The sequence below is a fragment of the Flavobacterium restrictum genome (genome assembly GCF_007097245.1).
Lineage (GTDB): Bacteria > Bacteroidota > Bacteroidia > Flavobacteriales > Flavobacteriaceae > Flavobacterium > Flavobacterium restrictum.
Genome location: NZ_VJZT01000001.1, coordinates 298,679 through 316,024, shown reverse-complemented (window position 1 = coordinate 316,024; position 17,346 = coordinate 298,679). Strand labels below are relative to the sequence as shown.

The window sequence follows — 17,346 nt, the reverse complement described above, 5'->3', positions numbered from 1 at the left end:
GTTGTTGGTTTTCTGAAATATGAAACCTAACTTCTATAAAAAAGGACAACAACATGGAACTTATTTTAAGACAAGACGTTCAAAATTTAGGATTTAAAGATGATGTCGTTTCCGTAAAAAACGGATACGGTCGTAATTTTTTAATCCCACAAGGATTTGCTCATTTAGCTACTTCTTCTGCAAAGAAAGTATTGGCTGAAAACCTAAAACAAAGAGCGCATAAAGAAGCTAAAGTAGTAAACGATGCCAAAGAATTAGCAGAAGCATTGAAAGCTATCGAAATCAAAATTTATGCAAAAGCAGGTGGAGAAAAATTATTCGGTTCAATTACCAATAGTGATATCGCTGAAGCTTTGGCCAAAGGTGGTCAAGTTGTTGATCGCAAATTCATCACTAGCGGTATCGTAAAACGTACTGGTAAATACACTGCAAACGTGCGTTTACACAGAGATGTAATTGTTGAATTAGCGTATGAAATCATAGCTGAAAAATAACATTTTGTTAACTAATTGTTAATAAAATATAAAAATCACTCTTCGGAGTGATTTTTTTTTGTCTAATTTTGCTAAAATAACTTAACTCAAAGCTTATGAAAAAGATTTTTACTTTATTATTTTTTGTTGTAGGTGTACATTTTGTTGTGGGGCAAACCACAACATCAAGCATCAAAGGAACAGTTAAAAGTGCTGCTTTTCAATCACTTAATGGTGCTACCGTTTTGGCGGTACATACACCTACTGGATCCAAGTATTCGTCTATCACCAATCAAGACGGTAGGTTTAACATTTTAAACATGAAAATTGGTGGGCCTTACAAAATCACAGTGACTTTTGTAGGATACCAAAGCCAAGAATTCAATGATGTGTATTTAGAACTAGGAAAAGCAACAAGCCTAGAATTCATTTTGCAAGACGAAAGTCAAAAACTAGAAGAAGTAAAAGTGGTGGGTTCTAAAAACAAAGTTTTTGGAAGCGGACGAACAGGAGCCGAAACGACAATAGGTCGCAAAGAATTAGCCGCATTGCCTTCTATTTCAAGATCCGCTGAAGATTTTACGCGATTGGAACCATCGGCAAGTGGCGGTTCATTTGGTGGTAGAAATGACCAATACAATAATTACTCATTGAACGGAGCGATTTTCAATAATCCCTTTGGTTTAGATGCCGCTACTCCAGGCGGTCAAACGGGTTCTCAACCTATTTCATTAGATGCCATTGACCAAATTCAAGTCGCTACCGCACCTTATGATGTGACATTGTCTGGATTTACAGGAGCTTCTGTAAATGCGGTAACAAAATCTGGAACAAATGAGTTTCATGGTACCGCGTATGGCTATTTTAGAAATGACGCCATGACCGGTGACAAAGTTAAAGGACAAAAAATTGTTGTTCCTAATTTAGAACAAACCCAAGCGGGTTTCAGTATTGGTGGACCAATTGTAAAAAATAAGTTATTCTTTTTTGCGAATTATGAAATAGACCAACGAAGCGATTCTGGTTCAAATGTAGTTGCTAACGATGGTAATGGAACAACTGGAGTTAATGAGTCTAGAGTGTTGGCCTCGGATTTAATGCACGTTTCATCAGAATTAGCTAAATTAGGTTATGCTACGGGAGCTTATCAAGGATTTACGCATAATTCAAATTCAAATAAAGGAATTATAAAGTTTGATTGGAATATAAATGACAATAATAAACTCGCTGTTATTTATAATTTTCTGGACGCATCCAAAGACAAACCAGCACATCCAACGGCTATTCGTCGTCGAGGACCAGACAATAATACCATGCAGTTTGAAAATTCAGGATATGAAATCAACAACCAAATTAGTTCGTTTTTAGTTGAATTAAATTCAAAATTTACCGAAACGATATCTAATAAATTACAAGCGGGTTACACGCATTTTAATGATTTTAGAAATCCATTTTCTGCACCAGCACCTGTAATTAGTATTTATAAAGATGGTTCTCCATATATCATTGCAGGTCATGAGCCATTTTCTATAAACAATAGATTGGATCAAAAAGTAATTCAAATTACTGATAATCTTAATATTGTTAGAGGAAATCATACCTACACTGCAGGTTTTTCTTTTGAAAAATTCATTTTCAAAAATTCATTTAACCTAAAAGGATATGGTTTTGATGTGTTTGGAAGCACTGATATAGCAGGTTTTGATGCCAATATGGCTAGTGGTTATTACGCTACCGCTTTTGCAAATGCACAAGCAACATTTGATGCCAAAAGCAAATTAGCAGCAGGAACTAATGGTGGCTGGAATTTATCTGAAACTACTGTGGGTCAACTAGCTTTTTATGTACAAGATGAATGGAATATCAATGATAATTTCAAATTGATTTATGGCTTAAGAGCTGATAAACCTTTGTATTTTAATACTTCCGAGAACATTCAAAAATTTATTGATACTGATAATTCCGAAGGATATGTACCAACCATAAATTATTACAATCCAAAAGACGGTAGTAAAGTAAACTTTGATTCTACTAAATTACCAGGAAATGCTTTATTATGGTCTCCTAGAGTTGGTTTGAACTGGGATACTAATGGTGATAAAACAACTCAACTTCGTGGTGGAACAGGTATTTTTACAGGAAGACTTCCATTTGTATGGATAGGAAATCAAGTTAGTGGTATCGACCCATTTTTTTACGAAGTTGTGGATAAAAATTTTAAATTCCCACAAGTATGGCGAACCAGTTTAGGAATAGATCATAAATTCAAAAACAACTATATCGTAACGGTGGATATGTCATACAATAAGGATATTCACGCTGTACATGTTCAAGATTGGGGATTAAAAACACCAACAAGCAATCTAGTTGGTGCCGATGATAGAGCTATTTACGGAGCAAATGACAAAGGCGTTTGGACAGAATATGGTTTTCCTGCTGATACGCATGGATATGTTTTAACCAATACCAATAAAGGGAGTGCTTTTAATACTTCTATAAAAATCCAAAAAACATTTGACAACGGATTGTTTGCTAGTTTTGCCTATAACTATTTGAAATCTAAAGATGTAAATTCAATAGAAGCCGAGATTACAGGTGATGCTTTTAACTTTAATCCCGCTTTTGGAAACGTAAATGATGCCGTTCTTGCCAATTCTAAATATGGTGATACGCATCGTTTTATTGGTGTAGGCTCCAAAAAATGGAAATATGGAAATGACAAATGGGCAACCACAATCTCTACATTTTTTGAATATGCGCAAGGTGGTCGTTTTAATTATACGTATGGTGGCGATATCAATAACGATGGTGCCTCTGGGAATGATTTAATCTACATACCTACAACCGCTGAAATTAGTACTATGAATTTCTCTGGTGCTGGTCAAGGTGCTGCTTTAGACAAATACATCAATCAAGATGATTATTTAAGCTCTAGAAGAGGTCAATATGCCGAAAGATACGGTGCATTGGCACCTTGGAGAGGAAAATGGGACGTTAAGTTCTTGCAAGATTATAATTTTAAAATATCCTCCGCTTCCGAAAAGAAAAATACAATTCAATTTAGCATCGATGTTTTAAATATTGGAAACTTATTAAATTCAAACTGGGGTTTAATACAACAACCTAATAGTGTACAACCAATTGGTGTAACTGTGGATCAAACTACTAAAATTCCAACTTATACATTTAACGGAAGTCAAACAAAAACCTTTAGTTACGATGCTAGTTTAGCCTCAAGATGGCAAGCACAGTTTGGAGTTCGATACATTTTTTAAACATAATTGCAATACAATAAAGACCTTCTTGAAAAAGAAGGTTTTTTTTTAGCCTAAAAAAACTTAATTTTGTACCCATATAGAAAATCATTTTCAGTTGGTTTTCTGCAATGCATTATACTTTTTTAAAAATGAAATACACCCGATTAACTAAAGAACAATTTGAAGAACTGCATCAAGAATTCAGTACTTTTTTGGCCACACAAACGATAGATAAAGCCGAGTGGGATAAAATTAAAATAGAAAAACCCGAAGTAGCCGAACAAGAATTAGACGTTTTTTCTGATTTAATTTGGGAAAAAGTATTGGCAAAAGCCGAATATTTAGAACATTTTTCAAAAAATCATATTTTCCTTTTCCAATGTTTTGATACCGAAGTCAAATCTATTGTATTAAAATCCACCGTTCCCGAAGTTGATTTTTTGACCAAAGACGGCTTACAATGGTTGAGCGACAATATGTTTACCGAAACGATCGAAATGAAAGTAGGTAAAAAAGTCTTCACCGATGAACGCAATTTTTCGTTATTTCAATTGATTCAACAAGGCGCTTTTTTGAGTGACGGACAATTGTTTAAACAAATAAATGCAATTATTGAATCGTAAAATTTGATTTGTAAACTTTAAATTGGCTATTTTAGTAGATTATTTACTAGACTAGCCAATTTTGTTTTATGACCGTATTTCAAACTATACAAGCACTCCGAGAAGAACTCAATGTACACAATCATAATTATTATGTGTTGGATAATGCCACAATTTCCGATTATGATTTTGATAGTAAACTAAAACAACTGCAAGAGTTAGAAAACAATAATCCTGATTTTTTTGACCCGAATTCGCCAACACAGCGAGTAGGAGGAACTATTACCAAGAATTTCCAAACCATTGCTCACGATTATAGAATGTATTCCTTGGATAATTCCTATTCCAAAGATGATTTGTTAGAATGGGAAAAGCGAATCCAAAAAGTGTTAGGAGATGTTTCTTTAGAATATACCTGCGAACTAAAATACGATGGCGCATCGATTAGCATTACGTATGAAAACGGAAAATTGAAACGAGCTGTGACTCGTGGCGATGGTTATCAAGGCGATGATGTGACCAATAATATCAAAACTATAAAATCAATTCCGCTGCAATTGAAAGGCAATTATCCTGAAAATTTTGCCATTCGTGGTGAAATTATTTTGCCTTTTGCTGGATTCGAAAAAATGAATCAAGAGTTGATTGAAATAGGTGAAACACCCTATTCTAATCCAAGAAATACTGCTTCTGGCAGTTTGAAATTACAAGATAGTGCCGAGGTGTCCAAACGCCCTTTGGATTGTTTGTTGTACTTTTTGATTGGAAATAATTTGCCTTTTGCCACGCAATTTGAGGGGCTAGAAACTGCCAGAAATTGGGGTTTCAAAGCGCCAAAAGAAGCCAAACTAGCCCGGAATTTGGATCAAGTTTTTGAGTTCATCAATTATTGGGACACCCACAGACACGATTTACCTTACGAAACTGATGGCGTAGTTATCAAGGTCAATTCGTTTCAGCATCAGGAGGAGTTGGGATATACTGCCAAGTCGCCGCGTTGGGCTATTGCGTATAAATTCAAATCGGAGCAAGTTTCTACCCGATTAAATTCGATTTCGTATCAAGTAGGTAGAACAGGAGCGATTACGCCTGTAGCTAATTTAGAACCGATACAATTGGCAGGAACTGTTGTAAAAAGAGCTTCCTTGCACAATGCCGATCAAATAGAAAAGTTAGACATTCGCATTGGCGATACCGTTTTTGTCGAAAAAGGAGGAGAGATTATTCCAAAAATAATAGCGGTTGATTTAAGCAAACGACCAGCAAATTCCGAACCCACGCTATATATTACGCATTGTCCAGAATGCCAAACAGCATTAGTTCGAAACGAGGGTGAAGCCAATCATTATTGCCCGAATTTCTATGGTTGTCCGCCGCAGATTATTGGACGAATTCAGCATTTTATTTCCAGAAAAGCTATGGATATTGAAGGTTTGGGTGGCGAAACAGTGGCATTATTAGTTGCTAACGGACTGGTACATAATTATGCTGATTTGTATGATTTAACGGTTGAGCAAATTTTACCTTTGGAACGAATGGCACAAAAATCAGCAGAAAATCTTGTTAACGGGGTACAAAATTCGAAAAAAATCCCTTTCGAAAGTGTTTTGTTTGCTCTAGGAATAAGATTTGTAGGCGAAACGGTTGCCAAAAAATTGGCCAAACATTATAAAAACATTGAGGCTTTGCGCCAAGCAAATGCAATGGATTTGATTCTTGTGGACGAAATTGGGGAACGAATCGCCAATAGTGTCATCGAGTTTTTCGAAAATCAAGAAAACTGCTTGATTATAGATCGATTAAAATCGTACGGTATTCAATTTGAATTAATAGAAACAATAAATCCAGATGCCACCACTAAATTTTTAGGTAAAACTTTCGTGGTTTCGGGAGTTTTTTCAAAATTTTCTAGAGAGGATTTAAAGAAAGCCATTGAGGATAATGGGGGCAAAGTAGGGAGCTCTATTTCGGCCAAAACGGATTATGTCATTGCTGGCGATAATATGGGGCCATCAAAATTAGAGAAAGCCAACAAACTTTCTATCGCAATTATTACCGAAGATGATTTTATACAACTAGTGCATGAAGCCTAGTACACCCGCATTACTGCTTTACTTTGTAACGAGTATAATAGCCATTTTCTTGACGTTCATGCAGCAGTATTCGCTGGTGGTATATTGCAAAGCGATTCTTGTTCCTGCCATTTTTAGTTATTATTTGATTGCCAATAATTATAAAATGGACTGGTTAAAATTACTTGTTTTTTTATTCAGTTTAATAGGCGAAATCTATGGTTTAATGGACTTTAAGCATGCGGAATTGGGTTCAATTCTTTCGTTTTTTATAGTATATATATTGCTTTTGAAATGTGTTGTTTTTGATTTCAAAAAAGCAAAACTCAATCAAACAACCATTGTTGGAATTGTAATATTAGTGCTGTTTTTGGGAGGATTGTTATTCTCAATTCTAGATTTGAAATTTGAAAAACTAAAGTTCAGTTTCTGTTTGCTTCTATTTTATGGAGTCGTGCTGGGAATTTTGTCCGTAATTGCAATTTCAAATTATATAATTAGACCCAATTATCGGTTCTTAAATTTGGTTTTGGCTTGTGCGTGCTTTATCATTTCAGATGTTTTTTATGCGTTGAATCATTTCTACATTACCACAGCCGTTTTGCGAATAATAGGGACAAGTACACAAATCCTTTCCTATCTTTTTCTGGTTATTTATTTCATTGAAAGCAATGCTTTGCAAGAAAATAAATAGTTTAGATTGACTTTCTTTTTTTAATTCAATAACCCTTTAACGGCCAGTAGTTTTAATAATTTTCCTCTAATTTAGGAAGATTATAAACTTCATTATCGAAAGAAAAAACAGTATAAAGTGTTAAGAATATAACAAAAAGTTTGAAAAAACCGTTATACTTTTTTAGATTTACCAATTGTAATCAGACTTTATTATTTATTTTTGTAAACTAGTAAAAAGGCGTATGTTTTTAAATTTTTTAAAAGATTTTTTTGTAAAAAGAAAATTAAAAAAGAAGCTGCAGAGTAGTAAGAGTAGCGCTTTGGATAAAAAAATACAAACTGTTGGTTTACTTATTGATGAAAGTTATTTTTTTCAAAAAGAACAACTCATTGCAGCTTTGATAGCCAACGGTTTTTTGGAAAAAAACATAACAACTATTGTCTACAGGGACAAATTCAAAAAAAAGGAAAGCTATGCACAACCTACTTTTGGTCCCAATCAATTGCAATGGAATGCTCAAATTAGCGATGCCGTAGTAACTGATTTTGTTGCTACAAAATTTGATTTATTAGTAAGTTATTACGACATAGAAAAAGCCATTTTACTCCTCATAACACTGCAATCACAAGCGGATTTCAAAGTAGGTTTCTCGGCTATTGACAATCGATTGAATCATTTTATGATTACTACAAATGCCGAAAGTTTTGGCGTTTTTGTCAGCGAATTATTTAGATATTTAAAAATATTAAACAAAATATAAATTACCAATATGCAATCATTAATAGGAACAGGTGTTGCTCTTGTAACTCCTTTTAAACACGATTTTTCAGTTGATACCGAAGCTTTAAAACGGATTGTGAATTTTTCTGTAGATAATGGAGTCGAATATCTGGTTGTATTAGGAACCACTGCCGAAAATGCAACATTGTCTAAAACCGAAAGCGAATTAGTGATCGAAACGGTTATTGCGGCAAACAATGGACGATTGCCTTTGGTTCTTGGAGTAGGAGGCAATGATACTTTAAAGGTTGTTGCGGAACTCAAAACCCGAGATTTTTCGGCTTTTGAGGCCATTCTTTCGGTTTCACCATATTACAATAAACCAACTCAAGAAGGCATTTACCAACATTTTAAAGCCATAGCGCAAGCAGCTCCAATTCCTGTTATTTTGTACAACGTTCCAGGACGAACTGGAAGTAATATGTTGCCAAGTACCGTTATCCGATTGGCAACTGATTTTGACAATATTGTCGCCATCAAAGAAGCTGCAGGCGATTTAGTGCAAGCCATGCAGTTATTGCAAAATAAACCAAAAGATTTTCTAGTGATTTCCGGTGATGATATGATTGCTTTGCCAATGATTTTGGCGGGTGCATCTGGTGTTATCTCGGTAATTGGTCAAGGTTTTCCAAAAGAATTTTCGGAAATGATTCGGTTGGGCTTGAATAGAAAAGTGAACGAAGCTTTCAAATTGCATTACTCACTGGCAAATTGTATCGAGATGATTTTTGAACAAGGCAACCCAGCAGGAATCAAAGAAGTCTTTCTCTCATTGGGATTAACAGAGAATCAGGTGCGATTACCATTAGTAAATGTAGACGAATCACTGGCCAATCGAATTGCCGAATTTGTAAAAAACAGTGCTAAATAATCACAAAAAACAGGTATTTTTTTAAATAAAAATATATTTTGAAGTAGCTAAATTAATAACTAAATTTGCGAACGAAACTTTGAGCTGGTTTTAGCAACCCAATCAATAGGTTTTAAATAAAAAAAATCGAAGTTTCACAATTCCAAAACAAAACAATTTTATAATGTTGATTAAAAAAATAGTCTCTTTACTACTACTTGTTATCCTTTTGGGATCTTGTAATGAATATCAAAAAGCTTTAAAAACCGAGGATGTTGCTATAAAATTTGATATGGCAACCAAATTGTATGATAGCGGTAAATACTCAAAAGCAATTCGACTTTTTGAACAAATTGCACCAGCGTACAGAGGAAAACCACAAGCCGAAAAATTGTTTTATATGTTTGCACAATCCTACTATAAAACCCAACAATATTATCTAGCAGGATATCAATTTGAAAGTTTTGCTTCTGGTTATCCAAAGAGTGAAAAATTACAAGAAGCTGCTTTTTTAGGAGCCAAAAGTTATTCGAAATTATCGCCTGTTTACAGTTTAGATCAAACCGATACGCACAAAGCGATTGATAAATTGCAAACCTTTATCGACAATTATCCCACTTCCGAATATTTAGCGGAAGCCAATGCTGCGGTAAAAGTATTGAATGAAAAGATTGAGAAAAAGGTATTTGAAAATGCCAAAGCATACCACACCATACTAGATTATAAATCAGCCATTATTGCATTAGATAATTTTGTAGCTGATTATCCGGGAACTCCTTTTAGAGAAGACGCCTTGTATTATAAATTAGATTCAGCTTACCAACTAGCAGTGAATAGTATTCCTTCAAAAATGGAAGACCGTTTAAACGTTGCCAAAGTAGCGCACGGTAATTTGATTAAATTTAATGCCGAAACTAAATATAAAAAAGAAGCCAACGCAATGTTAGCTCGAATTGATACCGATTTACAAAAATTTACTAAATAAATAAAGTCATGGATTTAAAAAAGACGAATGCTCCAGTAAATACAATAACGTACAACAAAACCGTTATTGAAGAACCAACTGGTAATGTGTATGAAGCAATAACCATTATGGCTAAAAGAGCGAACCAAATCAATTCTGAAATAAAAAAAGAATTGACTGAAAAACTGGAAGAATTTGCCACTTACAATGATAGTCTTGAAGAAGTTTTTGAAAATAAAGAACAAATTGAAGTTTCTAAATTTTACGAAAAATTACCAAAACCACACGCTCTTGCAGTTCAAGAATGGTTAGATGGTAAAATTTACCACAGAGATTCAAACAAATAATACGGAGCTGATGTCAGTTTTAAACGGTAAGAAAATTTTACTTGGAATTTCAGGTGGAATAGCAGCCTATAAAACCGCTTCATTGGTTCGACTTTTTATAAAAGCAGGTGCGCATGTCCAAGTGATAATGACACCTGCTTCAAAGGTTTTTATAACGCCACTTACGTTATCTACGCTCTCCAAAAATCCAGTACATTCTAGTTTTTACAACCAAGATGATGCCAACGAGAAATGGAACAATCATGTGGAATTAGCACTTTGGGCTGACCTCATGCTTATTGCACCAGCAACTGCCAATACCTTGTCTAAAATGGCGAATGGCACTTGTGATAATCTCGTTTTAGCGGCTTATTTATCAGCAAAATGTCCCGTTTATTTTGCTCCAGCAATGGATTTAGATATGTACAAACATCCTACTACAACCACTAATTTTAAGTTGTTAGAACAGTTTGGTAATACCATTATTCCTGCTGAAAGCGGCGATTTAGCCAGTGGTTTATCAGGCGAAGGACGTATGGCTGAACCGGAAAATATTATTACTTTTTTAGAAAATGATCTTTCGAGTCAGTTGCCACTTCAAGGAAAAAAAATCCTCATTACAGCAGGCCCAACCTACGAGGCAATCGATCCTGTGCGTTTTATAGGCAATCATTCTTCCGGGAAAATGGGTTTTGATATCGCCATTAGTGCCGCAAATCTTGGCGCTACGGTTGTTTTAGTAACTGGCCCAACACGTTTTAAAGTAACCCATTCTTTGATTAAAGTTGTTGACGTAGTTTCGGCACAAGAAATGTACGATGCCTGCCATCAATACTATCACGATGTGGATGTAGCTATTGCTGCGGCTGCAGTAGCGGATTACAAACCCAAAATAGTAGCTTCGCAAAAAATCAAAAAAGCAGCCGATGATTTTACCATTGAATTAGAGAAAACCAAAGATATTTTGGGTTCTTTTGGTGTGTTGAAACAAAAACAGTTCCTCATTGGTTTTGCTTTGGAAACCGAAAATGAAATCGAAAATGCTAAATTGAAAATTCAAAAAAAGAATTTAGATTTAATTGTGCTAAATTCGTTGCAAGATGATGGTGCGGGTTTTGGAAAAACAACAAATAAAGTTACCTTTATTGACAAATTCTTTGCTATTGAGCCCATGCCTTTGAAATCGAAAGAAGCTGTTGCGGATGATATTTTGAAAAAAGTGATCGCTTATTTTGAAAAATAATATACAGATACAGCTTTTATAAAATGAATTTTGTTTTTTGGAATGGAATCCTTCCAATAAATCAAATGGTGTGACGTTATGAAATAGCAGAATTTAAAAGGAGGAATACACCAATCAAATTCGGGAATTTTAGGTTTCAATTACGAAAAAAGTAAAATATATGAATAAATTAGTTGTTTTTTTGCTGCTATTTTCTTGTGGATTTTCACAAGCGCAACAGTTGAATTGTACGGTTACTGTCAACGCACAAAAATTGGCTAATGCCAGTCAGCCTGTTTTCAAAACATTAGAAACAGCTGTAAATGAGTTTGTAAACAAGACCGACTGGACGGGACAGGTTTTGAAACAAAATGAAAAAATAAATTGTTCCATTTTTATAACTATTACCTCTAATAGTTCCGATAATTTTGTGGCGACAATCCAAGTGCAATCCTCCCGACTGATTTACAATTCTACGTATTCCTCGCCGGTATTGAATTATAACGACAAAGATTTTAGTTTTAAATATACAGAATTCGAAAACTTGATTTATAATCCAGCAAATTTTGATTCTAATTTGGTTTCGGTTTTAGCTTTTTATTGTAATATGATTTTGGGTATGAATGCGGATACTTTTCAACCTTTGGCTGGAAATCAATATTTTGAAACAGCCCAAAACATTGCCAATGTAGCCCAACAAGGCGGTTACAAAGGCTGGAGTCAAGCCGATGGAAATCAAAATAGGTATTTTTTGATTAATGATATGCTCTCCCCTACATTTGGCCCTATTAGACAAGCAATGTACAGCTACCACGCTGGTCTAGATGTAATGAGTTTGGATTTGAAATCAGGTAAAGAAAAAATTAAAAATGCAGTTTTAGGCTTGAGCAAAGTAAATGAAACGAGACCAAATGCTTTTTTGACACGCGTCTTTTTTGATGCAAAATCAGATGAAATTGTATCTGTTTTTTCGGGTGGACCAAGTATTACCGTTTCGGATTTGACGGATACTTTAAATAAATTATCGCCTTTGAACTCCAGTAAATGGGTCACAATTAAGTACTAATTTCTATTTAATTTCTTTTTTGAATACGCCTTTTCAACATTAATACAATTAAATGATAACATCCCTTTCGATAAAAAACTATGCGCTTATAGAAAAATTAACTATTGATTTTTCCAAAGGTTTCTCGATAATTACTGGAGAAACAGGTGCCGGAAAATCGATTATTTTAGGCGCATTAGGATTGGTTTTGGGCAAAAGAGCTGATTTAGCCGCACTCAAAAACAAAGAGGAAAAGTGTATTATCGAAGCCCATTTTGAAATTTCAAAATACAATTTGATTCCTTTTTTTGAGAGTAATGACTTGGATTATGAATCGGAAACGATCATTCGTCGTGAAATTTTACCTTCGGGGAAATCAAGAGCTTTCATCAACGATAGTCCCGTAAATCTTCAAGAATTACAAGACTTAAGTTTGCATTTGATTGACATTCATTCGCAGCAGCAAACTCAAGAATTATCAGATGAAATGGTTCAGTTTCAAATCATTGATGCTATTGCCAATAATAAAGAATTAATCTTTAAGTATCAAGAAGTTCTAAAAAGCTATAAATCAGATAAATCAAAACTGAATTCCTTACTTAAAAGACAAAGCGAATCGATAAAAGAGCAAGAATACAACACTTTTTTGCTAGAAGAATTGCTCGCTGCTCAATTAAAATCAGGAGAACAAGAAACTTTGGAAGCTGATTTCGAAAAATTAAACAATGTAGAATCCATCAAAGAAGCACTAGATAAGTCGTTGGCAATTGCCAATGAAGACCAGATTGGTGTGTTGTATAATTTGAAAGAAACTAAAACAGCATTGCAAAAAATAGCTTCGTTCTCAACTGAATATCAAGTACTTTTAGAACGCATAACAAGTGTAGCGATAGAGTTTGATGATATTACGAATGAACTAAATCGTGCTTCTGATAAGTTGGTCAATGATCCGGAACAACTAGACGCAATAGGGCAGAAGTTGCAGGTGATTTACAACTTGCAGAAAAAGCACCAAGTAAGTTCAGTAGATGAGCTGTTAGCAGTTCAAAATCAATTGGATACATCGCTTTTGGCTATTGGAAATCTAAAAGACGAAATAGAAAAAATTACGAATTTAATTCAAGAAAGTGAATTGCAACTGGACATATTAGCAACCGGAATTCATTCAAATAGAGAGCAAGCAATTCCAGTTTTGTCCCATAAATTAATAGTGATTTTAGAAACATTAGGAATGCCAAATGTGCGTTTCAAAATGGACTTAACAACTACAACAACCTATTTTCAAAACGGTAAAGACGAATTGCAGTTTTTATTTTCGGCAAATAAAGGAACTGATTTTGGATTGCTTAAAAAAGTAGCTTCGGGTGGCGAAATGTCTAGAATTATGCTTGCGGTCAAAGCAATTTTGGCACAGTATTCTAAACTTCCAACCCTTATTTTTGATGAAATTGATACCGGAGTTTCAGGTGAAATTGCCATTAGAATGGGCGAAATTATGAAAGAAATGAGTGCCGAAATGCAAATTTTTGCTATTACCCATTTGCCTCAAATCGCAGCCAAAGGAAATGCTCATTTCAAGGTTTTTAAATCTACCATTGGCGAGGACACCCAATCCGAATTAAAATTATTATCTGCCGAGGAACGGGTCGTTGAAATTGCACAAATGCTATCAGGAACCGTGGTTTCGGATTCGGCCTTAAATCATGCAAAAGCCTTGTTGAACTAAAGAAATGGTTTATATTTGTCAACTAAAAAAAATAAAGACGCTTACACGGGAAGTACTTTTTTTGAAATTATACCAAATAACCGTTTATCTAAAATAACGAAAAAAAATAAAAATATGATCATAGAACCAAGAATGAGAGGATTTATTTGTACCACATCTCACCCAAAAGGATGTGAACAAAATGTAAAAAATCAAATTGAATACATCCAATCAAAAGGAAAAATAGCTGGAGCCAAAAAAGTATTAGTAATAGGTGCTTCAACAGGTTTTGGTTTGGCATCTAGAATTACAAGTGCATTTGGTTCTGATGCAGCGACCATTGGTATTTTTTTCGAAAAAGCACCTTCTGAAGGGAAAACAGCGTCGCCAGGGTGGTACAATTCTGCCGCTTTTGAAACTGCCGCACACCACGCTGGTTTGTATGCCAAAAGTATTAATGGAGATGCTTTTTCTAATGAAATTAAGCAACAAACCATCGATTTAATCAAGGCTGATTTGGGTCAAATTGATTTAATAATTTACAGTTTAGCCTCGCCAGTGCGATTGCATCCTACAACGGGAGTTTTACATCGTTCGGTTTTGAAACCCATTGGAGAAAAATTCACCAATAATACAGTCGATTTTCATTCGGGTAAAGTTACAGAAATTACAATCGAGCCTTGTAGCGGTGACGATATCGAAAATACAGTTACCGTTATGGGTGGCGAGGATTGGTCAATGTGGATGAACGCATTGAAGGACGCTGATTTATTGGCTCCAGGCGCAACAACCGTAGCGTATTCGTATATTGGATCGGCATTAACCGAGGCAGTATATAGAAATGGAACCATTGGCCGTGCCAAAGACCACCTTGAAGCAACGGCATTTTCTATCACAGATAGTCTAGCGGCAATTAACGGAAAAGCGTATGTGTCTGTAAACAAAGCCTTGGTTACTCAAGCTAGTTCCGCAATTCCTGTTATTCCGTTGTACATTTCATTGTTGTACAAAATTATGAAAGCGGAGGGAACGCACGAAGGTTGCATTGAACAAATTCAACGTTTATACGCACAACGATTGTTTACAGGAAATGAAGTTCCTGTTGACGAAAAAGGACGAATTAGAGTTGATGATTGGGAAATGAATGCTGCTGTTCAAGCGCAAGTTGCGGCATTATGGAAGCAAGCCAATACCGAAAATCTAGCTGAATTGGGAGATTTAGAAGGCTATAGAAAAGATTTTTACAATTTGTTTGGTTTTGGATTTGATGGTGTAGACTACACCGCAGATGCAAATGAATTAGTGGGAATTGAAAGCATAAAATAACAATTTATTTTGCATTTGGTGCATCTGAATTTCCTATTGGTTTTTAAAATCAAGAAATTCAGATGCATCTTTTGGTTTTGAGTCATTTAGAGTTTTATAAAAAACAACAGCATAAAATTGTACTATGTATCATTTATTAAAAGGAAAAAGGGGAATTATTTTTGGCGCATTAGACGAGAATTCTATCGCATGGAAAACAGCAGAACGGGTTCATGAGGAGGGCGGAACATTTGTATTAACGAATGCGCCCGCATCTATCCGATTGGGGAATATTACCGAATTAGCTCAAAAAACAAACTCACAAATTATCCCTGCCGATGCTACTCTAGTCACTGATTTAGAAAATCTAGTGGAGCAAGCCACCGCAATTTTGGGAGGGAAAATTGATTTTGTCTTGCATTCTATTGGGATGTCCGTAAATGTGAGAAAAGGCAATCATTATACCAATCAGGATTATGACTATACGGAGAAAGGTTGGAATGTATCCGCGCTTTCGTTTCATAAAGTATTGCAAGTTTTGTACAAAAAGCAGGCTATGAACGAGTGGGGAAGCATAATTGCATTGTCCTACATGGCTGCCCAGCGCGTATTTCCAGATTACAATGATATGGCCGATAATAAAGCCTATTTAGAATCCGTTGCTCGAAGTTTTGGTTATTTTTTTGGAAGAGATTATAACGTCCGTGTCAATACTATTTCGCAATCACCCACAGCCACACGTGCGGGACAAGGTGTGAAAGGGTTTGAAGAATTTATAGCTTTTTCAGAGAAAATGGCACCTTTGGGCAATGCAACAGCTTTGGATTGTGCCAATTACACAGTAGCTATGTTTTCGGATTTGACTCGAAAAGTCACCTTGCAAAATTTATATCACGATGGCGGTTTCTCTAATATGGGGGTAAGCCAACAGGTAATGGAAATGTTCGAATAATACCCAAACTACTCCTAAAAAGGATATAATTTTAAAACCATGATATATAGTTGCTGGTTTTTTAGAGATAAATAGTACCTTTGCAATCCTTTTAATTCTAGCCGTTATCGTATGTTTTTTTCTCTGATTATTCCTGTTTACAATCGCCCTGATGAAGTTGATGAACTGTTGCAAAGTTTATCTGAAACTACTTATGATGAGATTTTTGAAATAGTAATTATTGAAGATGGATCAACGGTAAAGTGCCAAGATGTTCTAGAAAAATACGCCAACCAATTAAATATTTCGTATTACTACAAAGAAAATTCAGGGCCTGGCGATTCTAGAAATTACGGAATGCGTAGAGCAAGAGGAAATTATTTTATCATATTCGATTCGGATTGTATCATTCCAAAAGACTATTTAGTAGCCGTTGATGCGGCATTGAATCAAAATTATGTGGATTGTTTTGGCGGGCCAGATAAAGCATTGGATAGTTTTTCGGAGGTTCAAAAAGCAATTAATTTTGCTATGACATCCTTCTTGACAACAGGAGGAATACGTGGTGGATCGGAGAAAATAGATAAATTTCAACCCCGAAGTTTTAATATGGGATTGTCCCGAAAAGCATTTGAAGCGTCTAATGGTTTTGGGAATATTCATCCTGGCGAAGATCCTGATTTGTCCATTCGATTGTGGAATTTAGGGTATGAAACCAAACTTTTTACTCCTGCCTTCGTTTATCATAAACGTCGTATTGATTGGGGTAAATTCTCGATTCAAGTTCATAAATTTGGAAAAGCACGACCAATCCTTAATAGTTGGTATCCGCAACACAACAAGCTGACCTTCTTTTTCCCATCGGTTTTTATTGTAGGATTTGGTATTTCCATTTTTTTATACCTATTCAGTCAAAAATTTGATTTTTTCTTACAGTTGTATTTTCTTTATTTTATCCTTTTATTTTCGGTATCTTCTTTTCAAAATAAAAGTGTAAAAATTGGTTACTTATCGGTAATCGCTGTTTGGAAACAATTTTATGGTTACGGAACGGGTTTCCTGAAGTCTTATTTTAAAATAATAATTTTGAAACAAAAACCACAAGAAGCATTCCCAGAACTGTTTTTCAAAATGTAAC

15 protein-coding genes are annotated in these 17,346 nt (G+C 35.0%); all 15 read left to right on the top strand.

Annotated elements, in window-relative coordinates:
- Window positions 1–53: 53 nt before the first annotated feature.
- Window positions 54–494 carry a 50S ribosomal protein L9 gene (gene rplI / locus FNW21_RS01350; protein ID WP_144254932.1) on the top strand — a complete coding sequence of 147 codons (441 nt, stop codon included), beginning with the start codon at window positions 54–56 and terminating at the stop codon, window positions 492–494.
- A gap of 95 nt (window positions 495–589) precedes the next feature.
- Window positions 590–3,748, top strand: coding sequence for a TonB-dependent receptor (locus FNW21_RS01345; protein ID WP_144254931.1), 3,159 nt, complete (start codon window positions 590–592; stop codon window positions 3,746–3,748).
- Between the two features lie 131 nt (window positions 3,749–3,879).
- Entirely contained in the window at window positions 3,880–4,353 is a 474-nt protein-coding gene (locus FNW21_RS01340; RefSeq protein WP_144254930.1) for a DUF6495 family protein, read from the top strand.
- A 68-nt stretch (window positions 4,354–4,421) separates the two neighbouring features.
- Window positions 4,422–6,425, top strand: a complete 2,004-nt coding sequence (gene ligA, locus FNW21_RS01335; protein WP_144254929.1) for an NAD-dependent DNA ligase LigA — start codon at window positions 4,422–4,424, stop codon at window positions 6,423–6,425.
- The gene (locus FNW21_RS01330; protein ID WP_144254928.1) at window positions 6,415–7,098 is read left to right on the top strand and encodes a lysoplasmalogenase family protein; all 684 of its coding nucleotides are present in this window, start codon (window positions 6,415–6,417) and stop codon (window positions 7,096–7,098) included. The genes ligA and FNW21_RS01330 overlap by 11 nt, the downstream gene beginning before the upstream one ends.
- A 223-nt stretch (window positions 7,099–7,321) precedes the next feature.
- Window positions 7,322–7,840: a DUF6913 domain-containing protein gene (locus tag FNW21_RS01325; protein WP_144254927.1), complete on the top strand. Its 519-nt coding sequence runs from the start codon at window positions 7,322–7,324 to the stop codon at window positions 7,838–7,840.
- A gap of 9 nt (window positions 7,841–7,849) precedes the next feature.
- Complete coding sequence (gene dapA, locus FNW21_RS01320; RefSeq protein ID WP_144254926.1) at window positions 7,850–8,731, top strand: 4-hydroxy-tetrahydrodipicolinate synthase; 882 nt, start codon at window positions 7,850–7,852, stop codon at window positions 8,729–8,731.
- A 169-nt stretch (window positions 8,732–8,900) separates the two neighbouring features.
- Window positions 8,901–9,695, top strand: coding sequence for an outer membrane protein assembly factor BamD (locus FNW21_RS01315; RefSeq protein ID WP_144255092.1), 795 nt, complete (start codon window positions 8,901–8,903; stop codon window positions 9,693–9,695).
- A gap of 8 nt (window positions 9,696–9,703) precedes the next feature.
- Complete coding sequence (locus FNW21_RS01310) at window positions 9,704–10,021, top strand: DNA-directed RNA polymerase subunit omega (RefSeq protein ID WP_026709525.1); 318 nt, start codon at window positions 9,704–9,706, stop codon at window positions 10,019–10,021.
- A gap of 10 nt (window positions 10,022–10,031) precedes the next feature.
- Window positions 10,032–11,243, top strand: a complete 1,212-nt coding sequence (gene coaBC / locus FNW21_RS01305) for a bifunctional phosphopantothenoylcysteine decarboxylase/phosphopantothenate--cysteine ligase CoaBC (protein ID WP_144254925.1) — start codon at window positions 10,032–10,034, stop codon at window positions 11,241–11,243.
- Window positions 11,244–11,403: 160 nt separating this feature from the next.
- Complete coding sequence (gene porD, locus FNW21_RS01300) at window positions 11,404–12,288, top strand: type IX secretion system protein PorD (RefSeq protein WP_144254924.1); 885 nt, start codon at window positions 11,404–11,406, stop codon at window positions 12,286–12,288.
- A gap of 52 nt (window positions 12,289–12,340) precedes the next feature.
- The gene (recN, locus tag FNW21_RS01295; protein ID WP_144254923.1) at window positions 12,341–13,993 is read left to right on the top strand and encodes a DNA repair protein RecN; all 1,653 of its coding nucleotides are present in this window, start codon (window positions 12,341–12,343) and stop codon (window positions 13,991–13,993) included.
- A 114-nt stretch (window positions 13,994–14,107) separates the two neighbouring features.
- Window positions 14,108–15,298, top strand: coding sequence for an enoyl-ACP reductase FabV (fabV, locus tag FNW21_RS01290; protein ID WP_144254922.1), 1,191 nt, complete (start codon window positions 14,108–14,110; stop codon window positions 15,296–15,298).
- Window positions 15,299–15,422: 124 nt separating this feature from the next.
- On the top strand, window positions 15,423–16,229 hold the full coding sequence (locus FNW21_RS01285) for an enoyl-ACP reductase FabI (protein WP_144254921.1): 807 nt from the start codon (window positions 15,423–15,425) through the stop codon (window positions 16,227–16,229).
- Between the two features lie 111 nt (window positions 16,230–16,340).
- Window positions 16,341–17,345 (top strand): glycosyltransferase, encoded by a 1,005-nt coding sequence (locus tag FNW21_RS01280; protein ID WP_144254920.1) that lies wholly within the window; start codon window positions 16,341–16,343, stop codon window positions 17,343–17,345.
- The last annotated feature ends 1 nt before the right edge of the window (window position 17,346 follow it).

What these genes read in the sequence shown, in the direction of transcription:
- rplI (WP_144254932.1), top strand. Translation starts at nt 54, where the DNA reads ATGGAACTTATTTTAAGACAAGACGTTCAAAATTTAGGATTTAAAGAT.
- FNW21_RS01345 (WP_144254931.1), top strand. Translation starts at nt 590, where the DNA reads ATGAAAAAGATTTTTACTTTATTATTTTTTGTTGTAGGTGTACATTTT.
- FNW21_RS01340 (WP_144254930.1), top strand. Translation starts at nt 3,880, where the DNA reads ATGAAATACACCCGATTAACTAAAGAACAATTTGAAGAACTGCATCAA.
- ligA (WP_144254929.1), top strand. Translation starts at nt 4,422, where the DNA reads ATGACCGTATTTCAAACTATACAAGCACTCCGAGAAGAACTCAATGTA.
- FNW21_RS01330 (WP_144254928.1), top strand. Translation starts at nt 6,415, where the DNA reads ATGAAGCCTAGTACACCCGCATTACTGCTTTACTTTGTAACGAGTATA.
- FNW21_RS01325 (WP_144254927.1), top strand. Translation starts at nt 7,322, where the DNA reads ATGTTTTTAAATTTTTTAAAAGATTTTTTTGTAAAAAGAAAATTAAAA.
- dapA (WP_144254926.1), top strand. Translation starts at nt 7,850, where the DNA reads ATGCAATCATTAATAGGAACAGGTGTTGCTCTTGTAACTCCTTTTAAA.
- FNW21_RS01310 (WP_026709525.1), top strand. Translation starts at nt 9,704, where the DNA reads ATGGATTTAAAAAAGACGAATGCTCCAGTAAATACAATAACGTACAAC.
- coaBC (WP_144254925.1), top strand. Translation starts at nt 10,032, where the DNA reads ATGTCAGTTTTAAACGGTAAGAAAATTTTACTTGGAATTTCAGGTGGA.
- porD (WP_144254924.1), top strand. Translation starts at nt 11,404, where the DNA reads ATGAATAAATTAGTTGTTTTTTTGCTGCTATTTTCTTGTGGATTTTCA.
- recN (WP_144254923.1), top strand. Translation starts at nt 12,341, where the DNA reads ATGATAACATCCCTTTCGATAAAAAACTATGCGCTTATAGAAAAATTA.
- fabV (WP_144254922.1), top strand. Translation starts at nt 14,108, where the DNA reads ATGATCATAGAACCAAGAATGAGAGGATTTATTTGTACCACATCTCAC.
- FNW21_RS01285 (WP_144254921.1), top strand. Translation starts at nt 15,423, where the DNA reads ATGTATCATTTATTAAAAGGAAAAAGGGGAATTATTTTTGGCGCATTA.
- FNW21_RS01280 (WP_144254920.1), top strand. Translation starts at nt 16,341, where the DNA reads ATGTTTTTTTCTCTGATTATTCCTGTTTACAATCGCCCTGATGAAGTT.